Raw genomic sequence first — 22,154 nt, forward strand, 5'->3', positions numbered from 1 at the left:
GGTAGAGCGGCCAGTGATTTGTCACGGATTCCGCCAGAAAATTGCTGTATCACATATATAGGACAGCGAGCGGTTTAATCAACCGTATCGAAATCATCCCGCACCAGTGTACCCGCGCCCTTGCTGGTGAAGATTTCCAGCAGCATCGCGTGCGGAATCCGGCCATCCAGGATAACCGCCGCATCGACGCCTTCCTGAACCGCTTTCACACAGGTCTCGAGCTTTGGAATCATGCCGCCGGTGATGGTGCCTTCATCCACCAGAGTCTGGATCTTGGTCGGGTCGAGATCGGTCAGCAATTCGCCCTGCTTGTCGAGCACGCCGGGAACATCGGTCAGCAGGAACAGCCGCGCGGCGCGCAGAGCCGAGGCCACGGCTCCGGCCATCGTGTCGGCGTTGATATTATAGGTTGCGCCATCGTCACCCACGCCGATTGGCGCGATGACCGGGATCATCCCGGCAGCGGAAATCCGGTCGACGACGCTGCGATCCACTCTCTTGGGCTCGCCGACATAGCCGAGATCGATAATCCGTTCGATATTGCTGTCCGGGTCGCGATTGGTGCGCCGCAGTTTCGTTGCCTTGACGAAACCGCCGTCCTTGCCGGAAATACCGATGGCGCTGCCGCCAGCCTGTCCGATCCAGCTGACCAGTTCCTTGTTGATCGCGCCGGAGAGCACCATCTCCGCGATTTCCGCGGTTTCTTTCGTGGTGACCCTCAGGCCATCGACAAATTCGCTCTCGACGCCGACCCGTGCCAGCATCGCACCAATCTGCGGGCCGCCGCCATGCACAACCACCGGATTGATCCCGACCGCTTTGAGCAGCACTATATCCTGGGCAAAATTTCGGGCGAGCGTGGCGTCGCCCATCGCATGGCCGCCATATTTTACGACAAAGGTCTTGCCGGCATAGCGCTGCAGATAAGGCAAAGCATCGGTGAGCGTTTCCGCTTTGGCGAGCATGGCGGGATCGGGTGCGTGATCGGTCATGGGCGTCTTTCAATCCAGGCTTGCGGCAAATGCAAGTATTTAATCGGCTTTGGCCAATGCTTTCACTATTTCCAGCGTGCCCGCAACATGGCCGTGCGGCTTTGTCGCGCTGTGGACAAAGACGATTTTGCCCTGCCGGTCGATGACATAGCTGGTCCGGTTGGTCATCGCGAGGCCCGGTGCCATGCGGACCTGATAGCCGTTGATGATCTGGTCATCGGCGCGGGCAACCGCAAACTTGTTGCGGCATTCGGAGACGGAGAATTTCTTCAATCCTTCGATGTCATCGCCGGACATCCCGATCACGGTAGCCCCCGCAGCGTTGAATTCGGCTGTGGCTTCGGCGAACATATTGGCTTCGATCGTGCAGCCCTCGGTAAAGACCTTGGGAAAGAAATAAAGCACCACCGGACCGTCTTTCAGCTTTTCGGACAGCGAAAATTGGAATTCCTCGCCGGCCAGCGCACCACTGGTGGTGAAATCCGGCGCAGTAGCACCGATCTCAAGCGGCTCGGCATTGGCGCTGCGCGTGCTGTAGACGAAGGCTCCGCCGCCGATAATCGCCACGGCCAACAAGATCACGATCCACTTTTTCATTTCATCATTCCTGTTCGAGCTGCGCCTTCAGGGCGTAAAGCTGGTCGAGCGCCTCGCGCGGGGACAGCGCGTCTACATCTATCGCACCCAGCGCCTCCCGCAAACCGTCGGATTTTTCTTCTGCTTCCGCGAGGCTCGCGGCGAAAAGCGGCAAATCGCCAAGACCTGCGGCCAGTCCACCGGTTTCTGCCTTGCCGGCCTCCAGCTTGTCGAGCACCGCCTTGGCGCGGTTGAGCACCGGTTTGGGGATGCCCGCGAGCTTCGCCACCGCCAAGCCATAGCTGCGATCCGCCGGGCCTTTCGCCAGCTCGTGCAGCAGCACCAGATCGCCTTTCCACTCACGCGCGCGCACATGGTGCAGCGACAGCGCATCGAGCCGGTCGGCCAGCCGGGTCAGTTCATGATAATGGGTGGCAAACAGGCAGCGGCAGCGATTGGTTTCGTGCACCGCCTCGACCACAGCCCAAGCCAGCGCCAGCCCGTCATAGGTCGAGGTGCCCCTGCCCACCTCGTCGAGGATGACGAAGCTTTTCTCGGTCGCCTGCGACAGGATTGCGGCGGTTTCGACCATTTCGACCATGAAGGTCGAGCGGCCCTGCGCCAGATTGTCCGAAGCCCCGACGCGGCTGAACAGCCGGTCGACAAGGCTGAGCTTCGCGGACGCTGCCGGAACGAAACCGCCAGCTTGAGCAAGAATCACGATCAGCGCATTTTGCCGCAGGAAGGTTGATTTACCGCCCATATTGGGACCGGAAACCAGCCACAGACGCTCGTCATTGGCAAGCGCACAATCATTGGCGACAAAGGCCTCGCCCTTGGCCAACAGCGCCGCTTCCACCACCGGATGGCGGCCAGCCTGAATATCGAGCATATTGCCATCGACAAATTCGGGGCGGCACCACTGCCCCTCGGCGGCGCGTTCGGCGAGCGCGGCGGAGACATCGATCCGGGCCAGCGCGTCGGCGCTTTCGCCAATTTCCTGCTTGCGGGCCAGCACCTTGTCGACCAGTTCCTCGAAATGCGCGGCCTCGGCGGCCAGCGCATGGGCTCCGGCCTGCGACACGCGCACCGCCTCTTCGTGCAGATCGGTCGAATTGAAGCGCACCACCCCGGCGAGCGTCTGGCGATGGGTGAAACCGGAATTTTCGGCCATCAAGCTGTCGCCATGGCGGGCGGGCACCTCGATAAAATAGCCGAGCACGGCATTATGCTTGATCTTCAGTGTGTTGATGCCCGTCGCCTCGCGATAGCGTGCTTCGAGCGTGGCAATCGCCTGGCGACCGTCGGAACCGGCGCTGCGCAACTCATCCAGCGCGGGATCGAACCCCGTCGCAATATAGCCGCCATTGGCCATTTCGGTCGGCGGCGTCTCGACCAGCGCTTGCTCCAGCAGGTCGACCAATGCGCCATGGCCGTCGAGCGCGGGCAGGATATTGTCGAGCAATTCCGGCAGGCCCGCCACCAGCGCCAGCCGCTCGCGCAGCACCCGCGCGCCGGCCAGGCCATCGCGAATCTGCCCGAGATCGCGCGGACTGCCCCGGCCGGCCGACACGCGGCCAAGCGCCCGACCGATATCGGGCAGCGCCTTCAACTCGGTGCGGACATCGTCGCGGATCGCCGACCCGTCGTGGAACCATTGCACCAGCCCAAGCCTCCGGTTGATCGGCTGTTCGGCAAAAAGGGGCGCGGACAGATCGCGCGCCAGCAAGCGGGCCCCGGCGGGGGTAACCGTCCGGTCAATCGCGTGGAGCAGACTGCCCTCGCGTCCGCCGGCCAGCGTCCGGTCAATCTCCAGACTCGCCCGGGTTGGTCCATCGATCGAGAGAAACTCCCGCGTTTCGCGCCGTTTCGGTGGATGCAGATAGGGGGCATGGCCTTGCGACACATGGTTGACATAGGCGACCAGACCGCCGGCGGTGGCCAGTTCGGCCCGCGAAAACTCGCCCATTCCGTCCAGCGTCGCCACACCGAAATGCTCGCGCAGCCGTTTTTCCGCCCGGCCGCTGTCAAAATTGTCTTTGGCCCAGCCGGTTGCCTTGTGCAGCCGCGGCAGTAATGATGGAGGACAGATGATTTCCGATGGCGCGATCCGCGCCAGTTCGGCATCGAGCGCATCGTCAGAAATCGTCGCCAGTTCGAAATTGCCGGTCGAAATATCTGCCGCGGCGAGTCCGATCTCGCCCTGCACCTCGGCCAGCGCCACCAGCATATTGTCGCTGCGCGCATCGAGCAGATTGTCTTCGGTCAGGGTGCCTGCGGTCACATAGCGGATGATGTCCCGCGCCACCAAGGCCTTGTAGCCGCCGCGCGCTTTGGCCTCGGCCGGGGTTTCTGTCTGTTCGGCGATCGCCACCTTGAACCCGGACCGGATCAGCTTCGCCAGATAGCCTTCCGCCGAATGTACGGGTACGCCGCACATGGGAATGGAATCCCCGGCATTTTTACCGCGCGAGGTCAGCGCGATATCCAGCGCTGCCGCAGCCAGCTTTGCATCCTCGTAAAACAGCTCGAAAAAGTCGCCCATCCGGTAGAAAAGCAGACAATCGCCGGCCTTTTCCTTCAGACCGAAATATTGCTCCATCATCGGCGTGACCTTGGCCCCTTTCGGCGCGCCGTCTTTTGCCTTATTTTCTGCTTTGTCCCGAGTCTGGATTGCCATGGGCCTGCGATAGCGGACTGCGGCTGGACATAAAAGAGTAGCGATCGCATCCTATTGATTTTTACTTGATATTGCGGCTCAGGGACAAAAAGAGTAGGTCCCGAGCGGAACCTGAACGTTCGATCGGCACAATCGCGCCGACCACAGCTATGCGGAGACAAAATTTGGCCGACCAGAACGATAATGATCTAGAATTTTCCGAACGGGAAGCTCTGCTGTTTCACTCCCACGGTCGCCCAGGGAAAATCGAGATTATTGCCTCCAAGCCGATGGCGACCCAGCGCGATCTCAGCCTCGCCTATTCGCCCGGTGTTGCCGTTCCGGTCCGTGCCATCGCCGAAGACCCCTCAAAGGCCTACGATTATACCGCCAAGGGCAATCTGGTCGCAGTCATCTCCAACGGCACCGCAATTCTTGGCCTCGGCAATCTCGGCGCGCTGGCTGCCAAGCCCGTGATGGAAGGCAAGGCCGTCCTGTTCAAGCGCTTCGCCGATGTCGATTCGATCGATCTGGAGCTCGACACCGAGGACGCAGACGCATTTATCAATGCCGTCCAGCTCATGGAACCCAGCTTTGGCGGCATCAATCTGGAAGATATCGCCGCTCCCGACTGTTTCATCATCGAGCAGACTTTGCGCGACCGGATGAATATTCCGGTGTTCCACGATGACCAGCACGGCACCGCGATCATCGCCGCCGCCGGGCTCATCAACGCCTGCCTGCTGACCGATCGCAAAATCGAGGATATCAAGGTTGTCGTCAATGGCGCGGGTGCCGCTGCCATCGCCTGTGCATCGCTGATCAAGAGCCTTGGCGTACCGCATGACAATCTGACCATGTGTGACAGGACCGGGGTGATCTATCGCGGTCGCGACGATGTCGACCAGTGGAAATCCGCCCATGCGATCGATACCGATGACCGGACGCTGACCGACGCGCTGTCCGGTGCCGACGTTTTCCTCGGCCTGTCCGCAGCCGGAGCCCTGAAGCCGGAAATGGTCAAGGATATGGCGCCGCAGCCAATCATCTTCGCCATGGCCAATCCCGATCCGGAAATCACCCCGCCCGATGCCAAGGCCGCGCGTCCCGACGCGATTATCGCCACCGGGCGTTCCGACTATCCCAACCAGGTCAATAATGTCATCGGCTTCCCCTTCATCTTCCGTGGGGCGCTGGATGTCCGCGCGACCCGGATCAACGAGGAAATGAAAGTGGCGGCAGCGCATGCGATTGCCGAGCTGGCGCGCGAGCAGGTTCCGGAAGAAGTGGCGGCCGCTTATGGCGGAAAAGCACCGAGCTTTGGCGTCGAATATATCATTCCGGCACCTTTTGACCCGCGCCTGATGGACGTGGTGTCCGCCGCCGTGGCCAAAGCGGCCATGGATAGCGGTGTGGCCCAGAAACCGATCGAGGACCTCGACGCCTACCGGCAGAGCCTGAAGGCGCGGCTCAATCCGACCACATCGGTTCTTACCCAGGCTTACGAAGCCTGCCGCCTGTCGCCGAAACGCGTCATATTCGCCGAAGCCGAAGAAGCCGTTGTATTGCGGGCCGCGATCCAGTTCCGCGATGGCGGTTATGGCACGCCGGTTCTTGTCGGCCGCGATGATCGTGTTCGCCAGCAGCTTATCGAACTGGGCGTCAGCGATCCGGACAGTTTTGAGGTCCATAACAGCCGCAACAGTCCGCTGGTTCCCGACATGGTGAACATGCTGTATGAACGTCTCCACCGGCGCGGATTCATGGAACGCGATATCAAGCGCATGGTCAACCAGGACCGGAATATTTTCGGCTCCGCGCTGCTCGCCATGGATCAGGGCGATGCCATGATCACCGGTGTGACCCGCCCTTATTCGCAGACCTTCCGCGATGTCGCCAAGGTAATCGACGTCGAGAAGGGCCGCACCGCCCTTGGCATCCATGTCATGGTCGGCCAGCATCACACGGTTTTCATGGCCGACACGACGGTCAATGAACGGCCGTCGGCTCATGAACTGGCGGATATCGCCGAACAGACCGCTGCGGTCGCCCGGCAAATGGGCCACGAACCGCGCGTTGCCTTCCTCAGCTATTCGACTTTCGGCAATCCCGAGGGACGCTGGCTGGAGAATCTGCGCGAAGCCGTGGCGCTGCTCGATCAGCGGCGCGTCACCTTCGAATATGAAGGCGAAATGGCGCCGGATGTCGCCCTCAACCCGAAGCTGATGGGCAATTACCCATTTAGCCGCCTGTCACAACCCGCCAATGTGCTGGTCATGCCAGGACTGCAATCGGCCAATCTTTCGGCAAAATTGCTGCGCGAACTGGGTGGCGATTCGGTCATCGGTCCGATGCTGGTCGGTCTCGAAAAATCGGTCCAGATCGCCACCATGGCATCCACGGCGTCGGAACTGGTCACACTCGCGGTGCTGGCCGCCAGCGGCATCGCCAAATAGCGGCGACTGCCGGGGCCTTCACCAGCGGAGTGGTCAGGGCATCGTAGGATCGTTGCTCGCGCCTTGCGCGCCGGGCGCGCCAACTGCGCCGATATTGCCGAACAGTTCCTCGAAGAAGGAACGCTCGCGCCCCAGGGTCGGCGTCTTGTCACCATCCGGGCTGATGCTCGCGACCAGTTCCAGGCCGGTGCGATCGACCGCGGTTACATTGCCATCGGCATCGAAAATCACGCGCATCACCTGCTGTTCGCGGGGCCGCGGATTGTTAAAGCCATATTGGCGGGTATCGCGGGACAGATAATACCAGGTATTGTCGTCAAACTGGCCGGTGAAGGTCGGACGCCCTAGCGAAGCCTCGACCGACTGCCGGTTGTCAACGCCGGCCTGGATCGTAGACATCAGCATCTGATCGGCAATATATCCCTGATGCCCGCGCACCTGCGTGCACCCGGCGACCGTCATCGTGCCGGCCACCAGGCCGAGCCACAGACTGTATTTCTTGATATTGCCGACCATTGCACTCATTCTCCACTATCCGCCCAGCACCGTATCGGAGCCTGACTCGTCATCGCCCATTGCATCTCGGGCGATAAATATCAATATGCCCTGTATCCAGACTTAACAACCGGCCCGATCGTTCATAAACATGCGATCCAACCAGCGGAACCAGCAATGTCCTTTTTCAGCAAGATATTTTCCCGAGACAATCCCAATGCCGGGATGCAGCCATTATACAACGCAATTGTTGGCGAGGGACGACAACTGGCCTGGTATGAAGAGGCACAGGTACCCGATACGATCGACGGGCGGTTCGACATGATTGCGGCGATATTCTCGCTGGTGTTGATCCGGCTGGAGAAAGACGAGGAACGGGGGCAGGATATCGCCTGGCTAACCGAGATTTTCATCAGCGACATGGAAGGACAATTGCGGCAGATCGGCATCGGCGACATGGTGGTCGGCAAGCATGTCGGCCGGATGATGGGCGCTCTTGGCGGCCGGGTTGGTGCTTATCGCGATGCCCTGGAAAAAGGCGCGGAGCTGAAAGACGCCATCGTGCGCAATATTTTTCGCGGCGCGAAGCCGGATGACGCGGCGCTCGATTTGCTCGCCAGCCGCTTGGCGGCTTATCATGCCGCGCTGGGCGATTGCAGCAGCGATGCCATTGTCGCCGGCCACTTGCCGGCCAGCGAAGCGGCTGCGTAATGGACAAGCCGGAATTTTCCCATATCGTCAGATTGTCGGAAATCGGAGCCGCCCCGCGCACGGGCGAACTGTCCGCAAACGAGGAAGAGCGTGCAAAGCTGGCAGAAAGATTTGACCTGCCGAAAATTTCCACGCTGGATGCCCGCTACAGTTTGATACCCGGCGAAAATCGCATCGGGTTTACCGGACGGATCGAATCCGATCTGCAACAACGATGCTCGATCACGGGGGAAAGCTTTCAGGTTCGGCTCCGCGAGGATTTCGATATTGCCTTTGTCCCGCAGCTGGAAATCGAGGGGGCGGACGAGGAGATCGAACTGACCGAAGAAGATTGCGACATCATCGAATATGAAAACGGCCAGCTGGATCTTGGCGAAGCCATCGCCCAGACGCTCTATCTGGCGCTTGATCCCTTTCCACGCGGTCCCAATGCCGATGCGGTGGCACAGGAAGTGCTCAAATCGGAAGAAGAAGCCGGGCCCTTTGGCGCGCTGGCAGCGCTGAAGGACAAGCTGCCCTAAGCGGCTTCCTTTTCGTCCTTGCGGGCCGCCGCGTTGGTTAGGCGTTTCTGCAATCCGTTCAGTCGCTGCTTGCTGGTGATCTTGCTGCCGAGCAGGTCGGTGATATAGAAAGTATCCACCGCACGCTCGCCATAAGTCGCGATATGCGCGCTGTGTACCGTCACTTTCGACTCAAACAGCGCGTAGGCAAGTTCGTTGAGCAGGGCCGGACGGTCCTGTGCGTTGACCTCGATCACGGTGAACCGGTTGGATGCGTCATTGTCGACCAGAGCAAAGGGCGTAATGGCAAACGCACCGGCCCGCGAATGTGCCAGTGGCCGGGCGTCAAGCTTGGTGGAAAGTTTGGTCCGGTTGGCCAGCGCATCTTCGACCGCCTGCTTGATCCGCAGCAGCTGGACCTCCTCGGAGAAGGGCTTTCCGTGCGGATCCTGAACCAGAAAATTGTCCAGCGCCATGCCGTCACGGGTGGTATGGATGCGCGCGTCGATGATGTTACCGCCCGAAACATGAATACCCCCGGCAATCCGGTAAAATAGTCCCGGATGGTCCGCCGCGTAGACGGTAATCAACGTCGCACCGCGTTCGGGATATACATCGGCGAAAATTGCGAGATCCGTATCCCCGGCATCGAGGACCAGCTGGGCATTCTGGGCAATGATATCATCCGGCTCGGCGATCCAGTACGCATCGGTAAAGCGCTTTGCCAGTTTCTTGAATTCGGCTTCCGGCAATTCCAGCGCCTCCGACAGAACCGCCTTTTTCTCCTCGATCCGTTCCTTGCGGCCGCGTTGCTTGTGGCCGAGCAGCAACATTTCCTGCGCGGCTTCGAACAGATCGGTGAGCAACTGCCGCTTCCAGCTGTTCCAGACGCCGGGCCCGACCGCGCGAATATCGACGACGGTCAGGACCAGAAGCTGGCGGAGGCGCTCGACGCTTTTCACCTGGCTGGCAAAATCCTGGATGGTCTTGAAATCCGACAGATCCCGCTTGAAGGCCACTGCTGACATCAGCAGATGGTTGCGGACCAGCCACGCCACCAATTCGGTTTCATGCGGCCGCAGGCCGAGCCGCGGACAGAGCTTCATCGCCACTTCCGCGCCAAGGACGCTGTGGTCGCCACCGCGCCCCTTGGCAATGTCGTGCAGCAGGGTGGCGACAAAGATCACGCGCCGGTTCTGCAATTTTTTCATCGTTGCGGTGCTGTTGGGATGATCGGCCGCCAGGTCACCCCGCCCGATCTTAGCGAGCAGGCCGATTGCCCGGATAGTGTGCTCGTCGACCGTATAATGATGATACATATCGAACTGCATCTGCGCCACGACACGGCCGAAATCCGGAATGAAGCGGCCAAATATCGCTGCCTCGTTCATCCAGCGCAAGACCAGTTCGGGGTCGCGCGGAGAACAGAGCACATCGAGAAACAGTTTGTTTGCTCGCGCGTCCTTGCGAATCTTGTTGTCGATCAACTTGGCATCGCGGCGCGCCGCACGCATCGCCATGGGGTGGACCTCCAGCTCGTGCTTGTCGGCGAGCCAGAAGATTTCCAGCAGCCGTACCGGGTCTTCTTCGAAAAATTCGTCGTGCGGCAGGGCCAGCCGTCCGCGATCCAGCACGAACCCCTTGAGCTTCTTCGGCTTGCGGGTCAGCGACGGCAGGAAGCGGCGCACTCCGGCATTATGGGTTTCATCGAGATGCGCGAGAAATACGCCCGTCAGATTGCCGACGACCTTCGCGTTCAGGAAATAATATTGCATGAACCGTTCGACCGACGACTTGCCGGGCCGGTCGGCAAAGCGCATCCGCCGCGCCACTTCGGGTTGCAGATCGAAGGTCAGCCGGTCTTCCGCCCGGCCCGTAATATCATGCATGTGGCAGCGTACCGCCCAGAGGAAATTGGCGGCCTTGCGAAAGCGCTTGAATTCGTCGGCGGTGAGCAGTCCGACATCGACCAGCTGTTCCGCGGACGTCACGCGGTGGATATATTTGCCGATCCAGTAGAGCGTCTGCAGATCGCGCAGTCCCCCCTTGCCTTCCTTGACATTGGGTTCGACAACATAGCGGCTGTCCCCCATCTTCACGTGCCGGGCATCGCGCTCGGCGAGCTTCTCGGCCACGAACACGCTGTCGGTACCGGCCACGACATCGCTGAAAAAACGCTGCTTGGCTTCTTCGTAGACGCCGGTGTCGCCCCAGATATAACGGCCTTCCAGCAAGGCGGTCCGGATCGACAGATCCTCCTTGGCCATGCGCACCATTTCGTCGATCGAACGGCTGCTCTGCCCGACCTTGAAGCCGAGATCCCATAGCCAGTAGAGCATGGCTTCCACCGCCTGCTCGGTCCAGCTGTTGGTCTTGTGCGGGGTCAGGAAAGCAATGTCGACATCGCTATGCGGCGCCATTTCACCGCGGCCATAACCACCCACAGCCATCACCGCGATGCGCTCGCCCGACGACGGATTGCTTACCGGATATTGGTGATAGACCGCGATATCGTGGATCAGGCGGACCAGCTGGTCGACCAGAAACGACTGCGCCGCCGCCATTTCGTGTCCCGCCGAAGGGCGTTTCAACAGGCGTGCGCTGATTTCCGCCCGGCCATCATCGAGCGCGGCTTGCAGCAGCGGCAGGATATGTGCCCGCGCGGCAGGCATGCGATGCTCGCTGATCAGGCTGTCGATTTTCTCGGTCAGCACCCGGCGGTTGATAATATCCCGCTGCCGGGCGATCCGTGTACCCGGGTCAGCCGGTGCGGTCGGGATATCGGCGCGAGCGTTCATCCGGTGCCGGCCAGTTCGTCGCGATGTTTTTTCGCCAGCACGATTTTCGCGATTTTCGCGGTGCCCAGTTTCGGCAAGGGCTCTTCATATTGCCAGATATGGACCGGCAGCTTGAAGGGCGCGAGCTGATGCTTGAGAAATTCCATCAGTTCCTCGTCGGTCAGGCTGTGGCCGTCCTTGGTATGGTAGACCAGAGCCGGCACTTCGCCGAACCGCTCGTCCGGAACACCGAAAATGCAGGCTTCGGCAACAGCCGGGTTGGCATAGACCGCCGCTTCGACTTCCTGACAGCTGATATTCTCGCCGCCGCGGATGATGATTTCCTTCTTGCGATCGACAATGAACAGATAGCCCTCGGGATCGAGATAGCCGATATCGCCGGTGCGGAAATAGCCATCATCGGTGAACGCGTCCTTGGTTGCCTCTTCATTGTTCCAGTAGCCGGTGAAATTGGCAGCGGTCCGGATGCACACTTCGCCGCGCTCGCCCTGCGGCATCTTGTTGCCGTCATCGTCGAGGATAGCGACATCAACAATCGGCGGCGTCGCGCGGCCGGTGCTGTCGGGCTTGGCGAGATAATTTTCATTCTGGTTGGAACAGCCGACACCATTGGTTTCAGTCAGGCCATAGCCGATCACCGGATAGCCATCGCCCATCTTCTCCTTGATCCGTTTGACATGTTCCACCGGACGCGGCGCGCCACCGGCGGCCATGGTCACACAGCTGCTCAGGTCATATTTGTCGAAATGGGGATGCGAATAGATTTCCATGCTCATCAGCGGGACGCCAACAAAATAGGTGACCCGCTCTTTTTCGATCAGACGCATGGCTTCTTCGGCATCCCATTTGTTGAGGAACACCAGTTTGCGGCCAATTGCATAGCTGACGAGCACCAATGGCACGGAAGCGGTAACGTGGAACAAGGGCACACAGACCATCGCGGTCGGCTGTCCCTCGGGCATTTTGCCCTGTTTCTCCATGATATGAACCAGCACCAGCACGGTACCCACGAAACTCATCGCGCCCTGCACCACCGAGCGATGCTCGGCATAAGCGCCCTTGGAGCGACCGGTCGATCCGGAGGTGAACAATATGGTCGCATTGTCTTCCGGCGCCATTTGCGGCAGCGGTGTTTCCGCGCCGCCACCTTTTTCCAGCATGATTTTCAGCCCTTCCAGCGGCATCTTGTCATGTTCGAAAATCAGCAGCTCCGCGCCATGATCGCGCTTGGAGTCCACCAGACGCTGCGCTCTCTGGTAGTCGGCAAAAACATAGGAACAGCCGACATCCTCGATCCCGTCGGCCAGTTCATCACCCTGCCACCAGCCGTTCAGCTTGGTCGAGACGCCGCCCGCCATGGTGATGGCCATGTCGAGAACGACCCAGTTGGCCGAGTTGCGCGCGGCGATACCGATCCGGTCGCCCTTCTGCACGCCATAGCCCTCGACCAGTCCACCGGCGAGAACGCGCGCGGCCTTGTAGGTTTCGCCAAAGGTTAGCCGAATATCACCGTCGACCAGAAATTCCTTGTCCGCATGTTCGTTGCAGAAATAGGCGAAATAATCCGAAACATTCTGCGGCGCATTCTTGAAGATCGGCATATCGACGCCGTATTTGTTGATCGTGTCCAGTTCCAGTAACTGACCAGGCTGGGTCAGCGCTTCCAGCGTTTTGTCGATTACCAGATCCAGTTCAGAGGTCGCCATTATTCAAGTCTCCCGTTGTTCCCTCTTGGTAAAGGGGAATTTCCCTTTATATGGACAGGAAACCACGCGGGGAAAAGAGTTGATTGATATTATATTGGCCAATGCGGCACAGTTTACGCAGTTTACGGATCTTGGCCTATCTCCAAATGCTCTGGATCTTGAAAAACTGATTGGTGTCGACTTCCAGCTGAAATGGTATTCGCTGGCCTATCTCGCGGGCATATTGATCGGTTACTGGTATCTCACCAAATTGGTCGATCAGCCGGGCTCGCCCATGGCCCGCCGCCATGCCGATGACATGATCTTCTGGGCGACACTCGGCATCATCGTCGGCGGCCGGCTCGGCTATGTGTTTTTCTACGCTCCCGAGATTTTGCAGGAACCGATCCGGATATTGCAGGTCTGGAACGGCGGCATGTCGCTGCACGGCGGCACGATCGGCGTTGTGCTCGCCCTGTGGTGGACCGCGCGGCGGGAGAAGCTCGATTTTCTGCGTATGTGCGACTATATCGCCTGCGTCATTCCCTTCGGCCTGTTCTTCGGACGGCTGGCCAATTTCGTCAATGGCGAGCTTTGGGGCCGGGCAACCGATGTTCCCTGGGCTATTGTCTTCCCGATGGGCGGCGACGTCGCGCGCCATCCCAGCCAGCTCTATGAAGCAGGGCTGGAAGGCATTCTCTATTTCATCATTCTCTCGCTGCTCTTCTGGAAGACCGATGCCCGCTATCAGCCAGGCAAGCTGGTCGGCACCGGCTTGCTGGTTTATGGGTGCAGCCGCTTCTTCGTCGAATTTTTCCGCCAGCCCGATGCCCAGCTGACCTGGCTGGTCGAGCAATCGGGATTCAGCATGGGCCAGTGGCTGACGGTGCCTATGATCCTGCTCGGCGCCTGGCTGGTGTTCACCGCGAAAGGCCGGCGCGCACGCGTCGAGCCGGTGGCCGGAGACAAGAGCGTTGCCTGACGGCATAAAGGCGGACCTTCCCAGCGCAGCGCATATCATTGCCGAAAGGATCGAGCGCGAAGGGCCGATCCCGCTCGGCGACTATATGGCCATTGCTAATGACTATTATTACGCCAGCAAGGACCCGCTCGGCGAAGAAGGCGACTTTGTCACGGCACCGGAAATCAGCCAGATGTTCGGCGAAATCATCGGTATCTGGCTGGCCGATCTGTGGCTTCGCCAGGGATCACCGGATCATTGCCACTATGTCGAACTGGGGCCCGGACGCGGTACATTGGCCAAGGACGCGTTGCGCTCCATGCGCAAATTTGGCTGCCATCCATCGGTCCATTTTGTCGAGACCAGCCCCCTTCTTAAGGCCAAACAGGCGCAATTGCACCCGGACGCCATATGGCATGATGATATATCCAGCCTGCCCGAAGACGGGCCGCTGCTGATGGTGGCGAATGAATTTTTCGATGCCCTGCCGATCGAGCAATTTGTCGCGACCTCGGCCGGCTGGCGGCGGCAAATGGTAGCAAGGGATCGCAGCAAATTTGTCGGGGTTCCGAGCGAGGAGGTGGCCGAGGAGCGGGTGGGCAGCAGCATGAGCGGCTTTCCGGACGACACGATCCTCGAGCGCTCTCCGGTCAGCGTGGAGGTGATGGGCCATATCGCCAGCCGGATTGCGAAACAGGGCGGTACCATGCTGATCATTGATTATGGCTACACCAAGCCGGGCACGGGCAGCACCCTGCAGGCGGTGAAGGACCATATGCCGGTCAGCCCGTTCGACAGTCCGGGAAGCTCCGATCTGACCGCGCATGTCGATTTTCATACATTGGCCAATATCGCCCGCACGCGGATGCTGAAGATTCACGGTCCCGCCGAACAGGGCCAATGGCTGAAATCGCTTGGAATAGACCAGCGCGCCGAGGCTTTGATAGCCGCTTCTCCGAAAGAGACGGACACTGTTCTTGCCGCCCATCAACGGCTGACCCATGTCGACGAGATGGGCCGCCTGTTTCGCGTGATGGCGGCGACCGCGATCGACTGGCCCGAGCCCGAAGGATTCAGCTACGGCGAGGAATAGCCAGGCTTTCTAGGTTGCTAGCCCACCCACTCGGCTACTTCCGACGCCACCCGGTTGGCGGCCCGGTTCAAGCCCTCTCCGACCGGATTGGGCTCCGCGGCATAGACCTTTTCACTGGCCTGAAACCGCTTTTTCTCGACCGGTTTGTCCACGACCATTTTCACCGCATCATAGGTGACTGTAACGGTCAGACTGGGGCCATCGAGGCCGAAATCGACCAGTTCGCCGGTAATATAGGTTTGCGCGTTACCACCCGCCTCGGTGGCGGTGAGCACCAGCCGGTTGTTGTTGGCAGCAATGGTTTCGCTGAGCAGATCCTGAAAGAGGCGCGCCGGCTTGTCGACCCACACGGCGTCTTTCAGATAGGCGATACCCGTCCCGCTGGTCTGCACCGGCACGCGGATAGTGTTGAGCTTTTGCGGAGAAGCCGGCAGCGCCACCACCAGTGAACCGGTTTGCGGTCCGCTTTGCACCGCGCCGGCCGACAATTTCTGGTCCGGGGTTATGGTCAGCAGCGACGGTGGAGGCTCCGCCCCGCCAAAGCTGACACAAGCGCCCAGCGCTGAAGTTGCGGCCAGCAGACTGACGGCTTTCCAGATTTTGCTCATCATATCAGCCCTTTCATTTTCCTGGCTCATAGTCCGGCAGCGCCGGAGCCGAGAGCAAGGACCCTGCCCCGCCCTGATCCAGCCGCTCGGTTACCTTGGTCATAGATTTGGTCAGCGCCTGCATATCCTCGACCAGCTGATCGATTTCCGGCAATGTCTTCTTCGAAAACCGCTCCGCACCAGGCTGCGCATTTTTCAGCACGCCTTCCAGAGCGAGAAGGCTTTTGGAGGCGGAATCCAGTGTGGTAGCGAGGTTTTTCGCCACCGGCTCGCCGTTATTGGTCAGAAAAGCATTGGTGTTGTCGGCGACCAGCCCCAGCTTCTCCGCCGTCTGCCCGGCGTTGCGGATGGCAATACGCGATTCTTCCATCAGCGCTTCCAGACCCGGCGCCTGTTTCGCCAAGCTTCCGGTCAGCTTGTCGGTATTGGCCAATATACCGGTGATCGATTTCTGGTTTTCATCTGATAGCAGAAGCGTCAGCCGGTCTGTCAGCGTCGCCAGTCGCTCCACCACCAAAGGCGCGCTGTTGAGCAATTCGCCGAGCGCGCCTGGCTTGGTCGGAATCACCGGCACCCCTTCGGGCCCGAGATCGGTGATCGGTGGTGCCCCTTTTTTAGCGCCATCGAGTTGGATATTGGGCGGTGCGGTAAAGCTGACGCTCTGGATCGTTGCAGTGGTCCCCTCCAGGATCGGCGTATCTTCGCTCACCGCGATGCGGACGCGGACAAAATTGGGGTCTTTCTTCCACAGCTCGACCTTCAGAACCTGACCGGAAGGCACGCCGGCAAAGGTGACGCCGGTGCCCGAAGCCAGCCCGCCGACAGACTGGGCAAAGAAGATGTCATATTGTTTTGTCGTGCCGTCGCCGAAGCGGACGATCCATACGAGAAAGGCGGCCACAAGGGCCAGCATCGCCAAAGTGACAACACCGACAAGGATATGGTTGGAGCGCGTTTCCATCTATTTCACCTCTATGACGAGCCGTGCCGTCACCTGCAACAATTCTCTGATCCGCTTCATCATTCTCATCCCAGCATCTTCTTTCCGGCGGATGCCATCCGGCCGCGCGGTCCGTTGAAATATTCCTGGATCCACGGATGATCGAGCGCGAGCAGTTCGTCGATCGTTCCGACCGCAATAACCTGCTGGTCGGCGAGCACCGCGACCCGGTCGCAAATGGCGTGCAGCGTATCGAGATCATGAGTGATCAGAAAGACCGTCAGACCCAGCGTCTGCTGCAATTCCTTGGTCAGCTTGTCGAATGCGGCTGCGCCGATCGGATCCAGACCTGCGGTCGGCTCGTCGAGGAACAGCAGTTCCGGGTCAAGAGCCAAAGCGCGCGCTATGCCGGCCCGCTTGCGCATGCCGCCGGACAGTTCGGACGGATATTTCGGGGCGGCGTCAGGCGACAGGCCGGACAGGCAGACCTTGTATTTGGCCACCTCGCGCCGGAAATCGCGGTCCATATCCGGATAGAATTCGCGGATCGGCACCATCACATTTTCAGCTACGGTCAGCGTCGAAAATAGCGCGCCGCCCTGAAACAACACGCCCCAGCGCTTGCGGATCTCGATCGTTTCGGCGTCGGATTTCCCCAATATCGGTTCGCCAAAGACCTTGATCTCGCCCTCTTGCGGGGTCTGCAGACCGATGATCGAGCGCATCAGAACCGATTTTCCGGTGCCGGACCCGCCGACCACACCGATAATTTCGCCGCGTTGCACATCGAGATCGAGATTGTCGTGGACCACTTGCTCGCCGAAGGCATTGCGCAGGCCGTGGACGCTCACAATCGGCCCTTCATAATCGGGATCATAGGTGATGGTTTGTGAATCGAGCATCAGTCCCATCCGATCCAGGTAAAGAAGACCGCGAAAAAGGCGTCGAGCACGATCACGAGAAAAATTGCCTGCACCACCGCAGCGGTGGTGCGTTTGCCGACATCCTCGGCATTGCCCTTGACCTGCATACCCTGATAGCAGCCGGTCACTGCGATAATTGCACCGAACACCGGCGCCTTGACCAGCCCGACATAAACATCGGTCAGCGGGACGACTTCACGAATTCGAGCAAAGAAGGTTGCCGGCGGGATATCCAGTTCGACCCAGCTGAGCAGGCCGCCACCGATGATCGCCACGATCGAGGCGTAAAAACCCAGCAGCGGCAGCATGACAACCGCAGCGATAAAGCGCGGCAGCACCAGCGCCTCGATCGGTGATACTCCGATCGTGCGCATCGCGTCGATTTCCTCGGTCAGCTTCATCGTGCCGATCTGGGCGGCAAAAGCGGAGCCCGACCGGCCCGCAACCATGATCGCGGTCATCAGCACGCCCAGCTCACGCAAGGTCAGCCGGCCGACGAGATTGACGGTAAACACTTCGGCGCCAAATTGCCGCAATTGCACCGCGCCCTGTTGCGCGATCACCAGACCGATAAGAAAGCTCATCAGCCCGATAATCCCGAGCGAGCGGACGCCGACCACGTCAAAACGCTGGATCACCGCATTCCATCTTATTCTGCCGGGATGTCTTACGAGACCCAGAAAGCCGATCATGATCGCGCCGAAAAAGCCGATCAGACCGGTCATCGTGGTAAAGGCGGTGGCCGTTGCCTCGCCTATTTCGCCCAGCACCCGAATGACCGGATTGGCCGGTTCCGGCCGGATCTCGGTCGGCTGATCGGCCGAAGCGACCGCGGCAATCAACCGCTGCGCATCGTCATTCGCGCCAACAATCTCGGCTTGCCAGTCACGCGCTGTGCGGTGGATCAGCCATGCGCCAACGGTATCGACATAGCCGGTGGCGGAAATATCCAGCCGCTGCGCTTCGCCTTCATATTGTCTGAGCCGTTCGGGTAGATCATCGATGCTGGCGATCGACAGGTCACCGGAAAAATGCAGCGTAACCGCACCATCTTCGGCTGTCTCTTCGACAAAATCGCTGGGTATCGACATCGCATCCATAGGTGACCGAAATTGCACCAAAGCTCAAGAGATTAAACGGCTCAAATATTTGGTGCATTTTCCAGCGGGCTGCTATGGACGGCGCGAACGGGATTATCGGGACGGCATGCAGAAAATATCGCTTTACGACATGGATCGCACGATCACCGTGCGCGGGACCTATACGCCTTTCCTGTTTCACATGGTTTTCGCCCGGTCGCCATGGCGCCTGATCTTTCTGCCGATCCTGCCTTTCGGCTTTATCGCTTATGGGCTCAAGCTGATCAGCCGCGGACGATTGAAGACTTTCAACCAGCGGATGCTGCTGGGCAGTTCGCCGGAACTTGCGGCACTGCAGCCGCTTATCGAACGGTTTGCCGACAGGGTATTGCGCTCGAATCGCCACCGGAAGGCGATCGAGCAGGTGGAGGCCGATCGCGCCAACGGACGGACACTGGTACTGGTGACCGCATCCTATGAGCTTTATGCCGAAGCCATTGCCCGCCGGCTGGGCTTCGATCATCTGATCGGCACGCAGCTGGTGGTCGACGGCGACGGGCGCGTGCTGCCTGAGATCATTGGCGAAAATTGCTACGACGATGCCAAGATCGACCGGATCGAAACATTATTCGCCAAGCAGGGCTGGCAGCGCGCCGACACCCATGTCCGCGCCTATTCCGACCATGTCAGCGACCAGGCGATGCTGGAATGGGCGGACGAGGCGATTGCGACCACCCCGACCCCCAGATTGCGCCACCTGGCCAAGCAGCGCGGCTGGAAAATCGTCGACTGGCGCTGATCCGAGAGCGACAGGGAACCCGGGAACCAAGGGCCGGCGACTTGTTCCGCAAATTCCGGCAATCTGATTTCTGTGGACAGCCGACCGGCGATGAATCAAATAGACCGGATTGCCCCGCTGTAAATTCCATGCCGAAGAAGGAAAGACATGTCATTCACGAAGCTGCTCGTACCGACCTATACACAAATGCTCAAAGCGCTCGCGGGCTGGTTGGACAAGGCGCAGTTACAGTTTCCCGATACTGGTTCGGAAGCCTTGCTAACGGCGCGCCTCGCCCCCGATATGTTCCCCCTTTCCACCCAGATTCGCTTTGCCTGCGTGCAAGCGCAGGAAGCCGTGTTCCGGCTGCAAGGAAAATCCTTCCCCGCGTCCATCGGCGAACTTGTGGATGAAGGACGCAATGCGGGAGAACAGCCCGGTTCGATGGCGGAAGCAAGAGCGCGGATCGAGGAAACCATTGCATTGCTGGAGAAGCTGAGCCCCAACGCGCTGGATAAAGACCCGGACGAACCCATCGCGCACGAACTTCCAAACGGCATGGTACTTGATCTCACCGCAGTACAATATGCCCGTGACTGGGCGCTCGGCCAGTTCTATTTCCACCTGATGACCGCTTATGCAATATTGCGCAGCGAGAAGATCGAACTCGGCAAAGCTGATTATATTCCGCACATGTTTCCCTATATTCGGGCTGATACGATACCGAACAGCTGATGGTCCCGGTGCCATGCAATACCGGACGGTTGACAGTCCGGTCCATCCATCGCAAGCGGCGCGGCATGGCTATTATCGCAACCATTATGAACAGCAGCACCGGTCAGCCGATCCAGAAAATGACCTTTGGCCGCATGCCCAAGCCCTGGGCCTCCTTCAGCCTCGAGAGCGGTGAACTGGTCACCGCCGAGCGCATCGATGTCGGCACGCCGGCGTACGGCAAATTTGTCGCGCCGGTATCGATCTGGGTCACCCCCAAGACAGCCAAGAGCTGATCGATGAGCGTTGCTTTCCGCAGAGAAGGTGATGACGAGCATCTCGAACCCAAGTTCGAGCATCCGATTCCCGTCGGCCCCAATCTGGTCACAGCGCGGGGCCTGCAACGGATCAAGGACCGGGTTGCTGCGTTACAGGCAGAGGTTGCCGCACTGACCGACGAGTCCGCGCTCAAGATCGCCAAACGCGACCTGCGCTACTGGAACACCCGGCAGTCGACGGCAGAGCTGCCACCGATACCGAACGGCGAAAAGGTCGAATTTGGAACCAGAGTGACCTTCCTTCTCAACGGTCGGCAGAAGACCCTTTCGATCGTCGGCGATGACGAAGCCGATCCGGCCCATGCGCTGGTATCCTTTTCCGCGCCGGTCAGCCGGGCATTGATGGGACTCCAACCCGGCGATCTCGGCGATTTTGCCGACCGGGAGGACGCGATTGAAGTGCTGTCGATCGAGGTCGTCGCGCAGCCACAAGACTGACGGGTTGGCCGTTCCGCGCAAAAATATCGCGGCAGTCGATCAAAAGAAAACTGACAGAAAAGACTGCTTTTCTTTTCCGTGACTTTTGTCGCAAAAGCGCAGATTTCTGCGCGATTTCGGTCCTTATCCCGGCGTCTAGTGTGACCTTTCGACGGGGTGCGAAATCCGGCGCGTTTCCGGCCAGCGGGCGGAGTATTTCCCTCCATGCCATAGTGGATGTCAAAGAGCCCGTCCCTGGCCTGGCGAAGGACCGGTCGCGAGGATAAGCGATTGAGCCGGGTGTAGGAAAGGCAATTAACGGCGATGGCATGCAACATATGCCCATTATGGCGCCCACCTGGGGCCCGCCAGTCAATCCAGTAATTTCAGCTGCTCCAGCTCATCCAGACTATATCGTTGCGGAATATGTTGCGGACAGTTCCAGTCAAAGGCGGCAATCGTGATGATCACCGCGCGTTCGGACAGCGCCTGATAATCTTCGTCCTGCAATGCCCCCACCATGGCCGGTGCCTCCGCAGCACCGACGGTTGTTGCATGGCCCCAAATCTTGAGCCGACGGCGATTGGGATAGTCCATGAGTATCAGTGATACCCGGTCATCAACCGAGAGATTGCCGACGCTGACATATTGGCGATTACCGCGAAAATCGGCATAGGCAATCTGTGTCTCGCCCAATATTTTCAGGAAGCCGCGCGGCCCGCCGCGAAACTGGACATAGGGCCAGCCGGTTTCGGACACGGTGGCCTGGTAGAAACCGTCCCGCCCAGCGATAAACTCCGCTTCACGGGCGGTCAGCCGGTCGCCGCCCCTAACCTCCGGCTGCAGCAATCTACCATAGCTGTCGGCCGACCCCTGTTTTTCCTGGATCGATCGCACGGAGGGGGTGAATGCGATTTCGGCAAAGGCACGGGCCATGATGTTTCTCCTTGCGGCTAAAGACGGCGTTCTTTTTCGCTGATCGGTACGTCGTTGATGCTGGCGAAACGTTTCTGCATCAGCCCGTCGGGTGCGAATTCCCAGTTTTCGTTGCCATAGCTGCGCCACCATTGGTCCTCCTGGTCACGCCACTCATATTCGAAGCGGACCGCGATGCGATTGCCGGCAAAGGCCCATAATTGCTTCCGCAGCTTATAGTCGCGCTCCTTTTGCCATTTGGCGGTGAGCAGGGCCTTGATTTCATCGCGCCCGGTCAGGAAACGGTCGCGATTGCGCCACTCGCTATCCGCTGTGTAGGCGAGCGCGACGCGTTCGGGGTCGCGACTGTTCCAGGCATCTTCGGCAGCCTGTACCTTGGCGCGGGCGGTCGCTTCGGTGAAGGGCGGGACAAGAATTTCGGTCATATCAACTTCCAAATCGAGGAGAGAGAGACCTGCGGGGCGCCGGGGGTGAACGCCCCGCAGGAAACCGCGC

21 protein-coding genes are annotated in these 22,154 nt (G+C 59.7%); 9 read left to right on the forward strand and 12 right to left on the reverse strand.

The genetic code is table 11. From position 1 onward, the window contains the following. Positions 1 to 74: 74 nt before the first annotated feature. The 3 genes from argB to mutS are packed head-to-tail and all read right to left on the reverse strand — an operon-like array spanning position 75 to position 4,173. Entirely contained in the window at positions 75 to 992 is a 918-nt protein-coding gene (argB, locus tag CHN51_RS01965; protein WP_100092511.1) for an acetylglutamate kinase, read from the reverse strand. 39 nt (positions 993 to 1,031) lie between these two features. Then, positions 1,032 to 1,589: a redoxin domain-containing protein gene (locus CHN51_RS01970; protein ID WP_100092512.1), complete on the reverse strand. Its 558-nt coding sequence runs from the start codon at positions 1,587 to 1,589 to the stop codon at positions 1,032 to 1,034. Between the two features lie 4 nt (positions 1,590 to 1,593). After that, entirely contained in the window at positions 1,594 to 4,173 is a 2,580-nt protein-coding gene (mutS, locus tag CHN51_RS01975) for a DNA mismatch repair protein MutS (RefSeq protein WP_100095372.1), read from the reverse strand. A gap of 224 nt (positions 4,174 to 4,397) precedes the next feature. Between mutS and CHN51_RS01980 the strand changes: the two genes are divergently transcribed. Beyond that, on the forward strand, positions 4,398 to 6,683 hold the full coding sequence (locus tag CHN51_RS01980) for an NADP-dependent malic enzyme (protein ID WP_206169936.1): 2,286 nt from the start codon (positions 4,398 to 4,400) through the stop codon (positions 6,681 to 6,683). A 33-nt stretch (positions 6,684 to 6,716) separates the two neighbouring features. Here the strand turns inward: CHN51_RS01980 and bamE are convergent, their stop codons facing one another. Further along, on the reverse strand, positions 6,717 to 7,208 hold the full coding sequence (gene bamE / locus CHN51_RS01985; RefSeq protein ID WP_100092513.1) for an outer membrane protein assembly factor BamE: 492 nt from the start codon (positions 7,206 to 7,208) through the stop codon (positions 6,717 to 6,719). A gap of 147 nt (positions 7,209 to 7,355) precedes the next feature. On the opposite strand from bamE, the gene CHN51_RS01990 reads away from it, so the two are divergent. Next, a complete protein-coding gene (locus tag CHN51_RS01990; protein ID WP_100092514.1) occupies positions 7,356 to 7,889 on the forward strand; it encodes a ubiquinol-cytochrome C chaperone family protein in 534 nt (177 codons plus the stop codon). Continuing rightward, a complete protein-coding gene (locus CHN51_RS01995) occupies positions 7,889 to 8,410 on the forward strand; it encodes a DUF177 domain-containing protein (protein ID WP_100092515.1) in 522 nt (173 codons plus the stop codon). The genes CHN51_RS01990 and CHN51_RS01995 overlap by 1 nt, the downstream gene beginning before the upstream one ends. Here CHN51_RS01995 and CHN51_RS02000 read toward each other — a convergent pair. Beyond that, the gene (locus tag CHN51_RS02000; protein WP_100092516.1) at positions 8,407 to 11,187 is read right to left on the reverse strand and encodes a [protein-PII] uridylyltransferase; all 2,781 of its coding nucleotides are present in this window, start codon (positions 11,185 to 11,187) and stop codon (positions 8,407 to 8,409) included. The two genes, CHN51_RS01995 and CHN51_RS02000, sit on opposite strands and share 4 nt — an antisense overlap. Continuing rightward, the gene (locus CHN51_RS02005; protein ID WP_100092517.1) at positions 11,184 to 12,893 is read right to left on the reverse strand and encodes a class I adenylate-forming enzyme family protein; all 1,710 of its coding nucleotides are present in this window, start codon (positions 12,891 to 12,893) and stop codon (positions 11,184 to 11,186) included. Before CHN51_RS02005 ends, CHN51_RS02000 begins: the two co-directional genes overlap by 4 nt. Before the next feature lie 79 nt (positions 12,894 to 12,972). Between CHN51_RS02005 and lgt the strand changes: the two genes are divergently transcribed. Together lgt and CHN51_RS02015 are read left to right on the forward strand one after the other, a co-directional pair. Then, positions 12,973 to 13,854 carry a prolipoprotein diacylglyceryl transferase gene (gene lgt / locus CHN51_RS02010; RefSeq protein ID WP_100092518.1) on the forward strand — a complete coding sequence of 294 codons (882 nt, stop codon included), beginning with the start codon at positions 12,973 to 12,975 and terminating at the stop codon, positions 13,852 to 13,854. After that, positions 13,847 to 14,926: an SAM-dependent methyltransferase gene (locus CHN51_RS02015; RefSeq protein ID WP_240616831.1), complete on the forward strand. Its 1,080-nt coding sequence runs from the start codon at positions 13,847 to 13,849 to the stop codon at positions 14,924 to 14,926. The genes lgt and CHN51_RS02015 overlap by 8 nt, the downstream gene beginning before the upstream one ends. Before the next feature lie 17 nt (positions 14,927 to 14,943). Here CHN51_RS02015 and CHN51_RS02020 read toward each other — a convergent pair whose 3' ends face one another. The 4 genes from CHN51_RS02020 to CHN51_RS02035 form a co-directional block, all read right to left on the reverse strand. Beyond that, complete coding sequence (locus tag CHN51_RS02020; protein ID WP_164088953.1) at positions 14,944 to 15,537, reverse strand: ABC-type transport auxiliary lipoprotein family protein; 594 nt, start codon at positions 15,535 to 15,537, stop codon at positions 14,944 to 14,946. Between the two features lie 10 nt (positions 15,538 to 15,547). Further along, positions 15,548 to 16,495 (reverse strand): MlaD family protein, encoded by a 948-nt coding sequence (locus CHN51_RS02025; protein ID WP_100092520.1) that lies wholly within the window; start codon positions 16,493 to 16,495, stop codon positions 15,548 to 15,550. 65 nt (positions 16,496 to 16,560) lie between these two features. After that, positions 16,561 to 17,376, reverse strand: coding sequence for an ABC transporter ATP-binding protein (locus CHN51_RS02030; protein WP_100095375.1), 816 nt, complete (start codon positions 17,374 to 17,376; stop codon positions 16,561 to 16,563). Continuing rightward, on the reverse strand, positions 17,376 to 18,488 hold the full coding sequence (locus CHN51_RS02035) for an ABC transporter permease (protein ID WP_100095376.1): 1,113 nt from the start codon (positions 18,486 to 18,488) through the stop codon (positions 17,376 to 17,378). The genes CHN51_RS02030 and CHN51_RS02035 overlap by 1 nt, the downstream gene beginning before the upstream one ends. Positions 18,489 to 18,549: 61 nt before the next feature. Here CHN51_RS02035 and CHN51_RS02040 point away from each other — a divergent pair, with 61 nt between their 5' ends. The 4 genes from CHN51_RS02040 (at position 18,550) to CHN51_RS02055 (ending at position 20,744) form a co-directional block, all read left to right on the forward strand. Further along, positions 18,550 to 19,275: an HAD-IB family hydrolase gene (locus tag CHN51_RS02040; RefSeq protein ID WP_346426340.1), complete on the forward strand. Its 726-nt coding sequence runs from the start codon at positions 18,550 to 18,552 to the stop codon at positions 19,273 to 19,275. 147 nt (positions 19,276 to 19,422) lie between these two features. Next, positions 19,423 to 19,989: a DUF1993 domain-containing protein gene (locus CHN51_RS02045; protein ID WP_100092521.1), complete on the forward strand. Its 567-nt coding sequence runs from the start codon at positions 19,423 to 19,425 to the stop codon at positions 19,987 to 19,989. 65 nt (positions 19,990 to 20,054) lie between these two features. Then, a complete protein-coding gene (locus CHN51_RS02050) occupies positions 20,055 to 20,264 on the forward strand; it encodes a hypothetical protein (protein WP_100095378.1) in 210 nt (69 codons plus the stop codon). 3 nt (positions 20,265 to 20,267) lie between these two features. Next, entirely contained in the window at positions 20,268 to 20,744 is a 477-nt protein-coding gene (locus CHN51_RS02055; protein ID WP_100092522.1) for a GreA/GreB family elongation factor, read from the forward strand. A gap of 351 nt (positions 20,745 to 21,095) precedes the next feature. On the opposite strand, the gene CHN51_RS02060 is transcribed toward CHN51_RS02055, so the two are convergent. Together CHN51_RS02060 and CHN51_RS02065 are read right to left on the reverse strand one after the other, a co-directional pair. Next, complete coding sequence (locus CHN51_RS02060; RefSeq protein WP_100092523.1) at positions 21,096 to 21,659, reverse strand: pyridoxamine 5'-phosphate oxidase family protein; 564 nt, start codon at positions 21,657 to 21,659, stop codon at positions 21,096 to 21,098. A gap of 17 nt (positions 21,660 to 21,676) precedes the next feature. Further along, positions 21,677 to 22,084, reverse strand: a complete 408-nt coding sequence (locus tag CHN51_RS02065; RefSeq protein WP_100092524.1) for a nuclear transport factor 2 family protein — start codon at positions 22,082 to 22,084, stop codon at positions 21,677 to 21,679. Positions 22,085 to 22,154: the final 70 nt, after the last annotated feature.

It is taken from the genome of Sphingorhabdus sp. YGSMI21 (assembly GCF_002776575.1).
GTDB lineage: Bacteria > Pseudomonadota > Alphaproteobacteria > Sphingomonadales > Sphingomonadaceae > Parasphingorhabdus.

Excerpts from the sequence above, each read along its gene's own strand:
- CHN51_RS01995 (WP_100092515.1), top strand. The coding sequence starts at position 7,889 with ATGGACAAGCCGGAATTTTCCCATATCGTCAGATTGTCGGAAATCGGA.
- CHN51_RS02030 (WP_100095375.1), bottom strand. The coding sequence starts at position 17,376 with ATGCTCGATTCACAAACCATCACCTATGATCCCGATTATGAAGGGCCG.
- CHN51_RS02020 (WP_164088953.1), bottom strand. The coding sequence starts at position 15,537 with ATGATGAGCAAAATCTGGAAAGCCGTCAGTCTGCTGGCCGCAACTTCA.
- CHN51_RS02055 (WP_100092522.1), top strand. The coding sequence starts at position 20,268 with ATGAGCGTTGCTTTCCGCAGAGAAGGTGATGACGAGCATCTCGAACCC.
- CHN51_RS02065 (WP_100092524.1), bottom strand. The coding sequence starts at position 22,084 with ATGACCGAAATTCTTGTCCCGCCCTTCACCGAAGCGACCGCCCGCGCC.
- CHN51_RS02060 (WP_100092523.1), bottom strand. The coding sequence starts at position 21,659 with ATGGCCCGTGCCTTTGCCGAAATCGCATTCACCCCCTCCGTGCGATCG.
- CHN51_RS02045 (WP_100092521.1), top strand. The coding sequence starts at position 19,423 with ATGTCATTCACGAAGCTGCTCGTACCGACCTATACACAAATGCTCAAA.
- CHN51_RS02005 (WP_100092517.1), bottom strand. The coding sequence starts at position 12,893 with ATGGCGACCTCTGAACTGGATCTGGTAATCGACAAAACGCTGGAAGCG.
- CHN51_RS02025 (WP_100092520.1), bottom strand. The coding sequence starts at position 16,495 with ATGGAAACGCGCTCCAACCATATCCTTGTCGGTGTTGTCACTTTGGCG.
- CHN51_RS02035 (WP_100095376.1), bottom strand. The coding sequence starts at position 18,488 with ATGTCGATACCCAGCGATTTTGTCGAAGAGACAGCCGAAGATGGTGCG.
- bamE (WP_100092513.1), bottom strand. The coding sequence starts at position 7,208 with ATGAGTGCAATGGTCGGCAATATCAAGAAATACAGTCTGTGGCTCGGC.
- CHN51_RS01970 (WP_100092512.1), bottom strand. The coding sequence starts at position 1,589 with ATGAAAAAGTGGATCGTGATCTTGTTGGCCGTGGCGATTATCGGCGGC.
- argB (WP_100092511.1), bottom strand. The coding sequence starts at position 992 with ATGACCGATCACGCACCCGATCCCGCCATGCTCGCCAAAGCGGAAACG.
- CHN51_RS02050 (WP_100095378.1), top strand. The coding sequence starts at position 20,055 with ATGGCTATTATCGCAACCATTATGAACAGCAGCACCGGTCAGCCGATC.
- mutS (WP_100095372.1), bottom strand. The coding sequence starts at position 4,173 with ATGATGGAGCAATATTTCGGTCTGAAGGAAAAGGCCGGCGATTGTCTG.
- CHN51_RS01980 (WP_206169936.1), top strand. The coding sequence starts at position 4,398 with ATGCGGAGACAAAATTTGGCCGACCAGAACGATAATGATCTAGAATTT.
- CHN51_RS01990 (WP_100092514.1), top strand. The coding sequence starts at position 7,356 with ATGTCCTTTTTCAGCAAGATATTTTCCCGAGACAATCCCAATGCCGGG.
- CHN51_RS02000 (WP_100092516.1), bottom strand. The coding sequence starts at position 11,187 with ATGAACGCTCGCGCCGATATCCCGACCGCACCGGCTGACCCGGGTACA.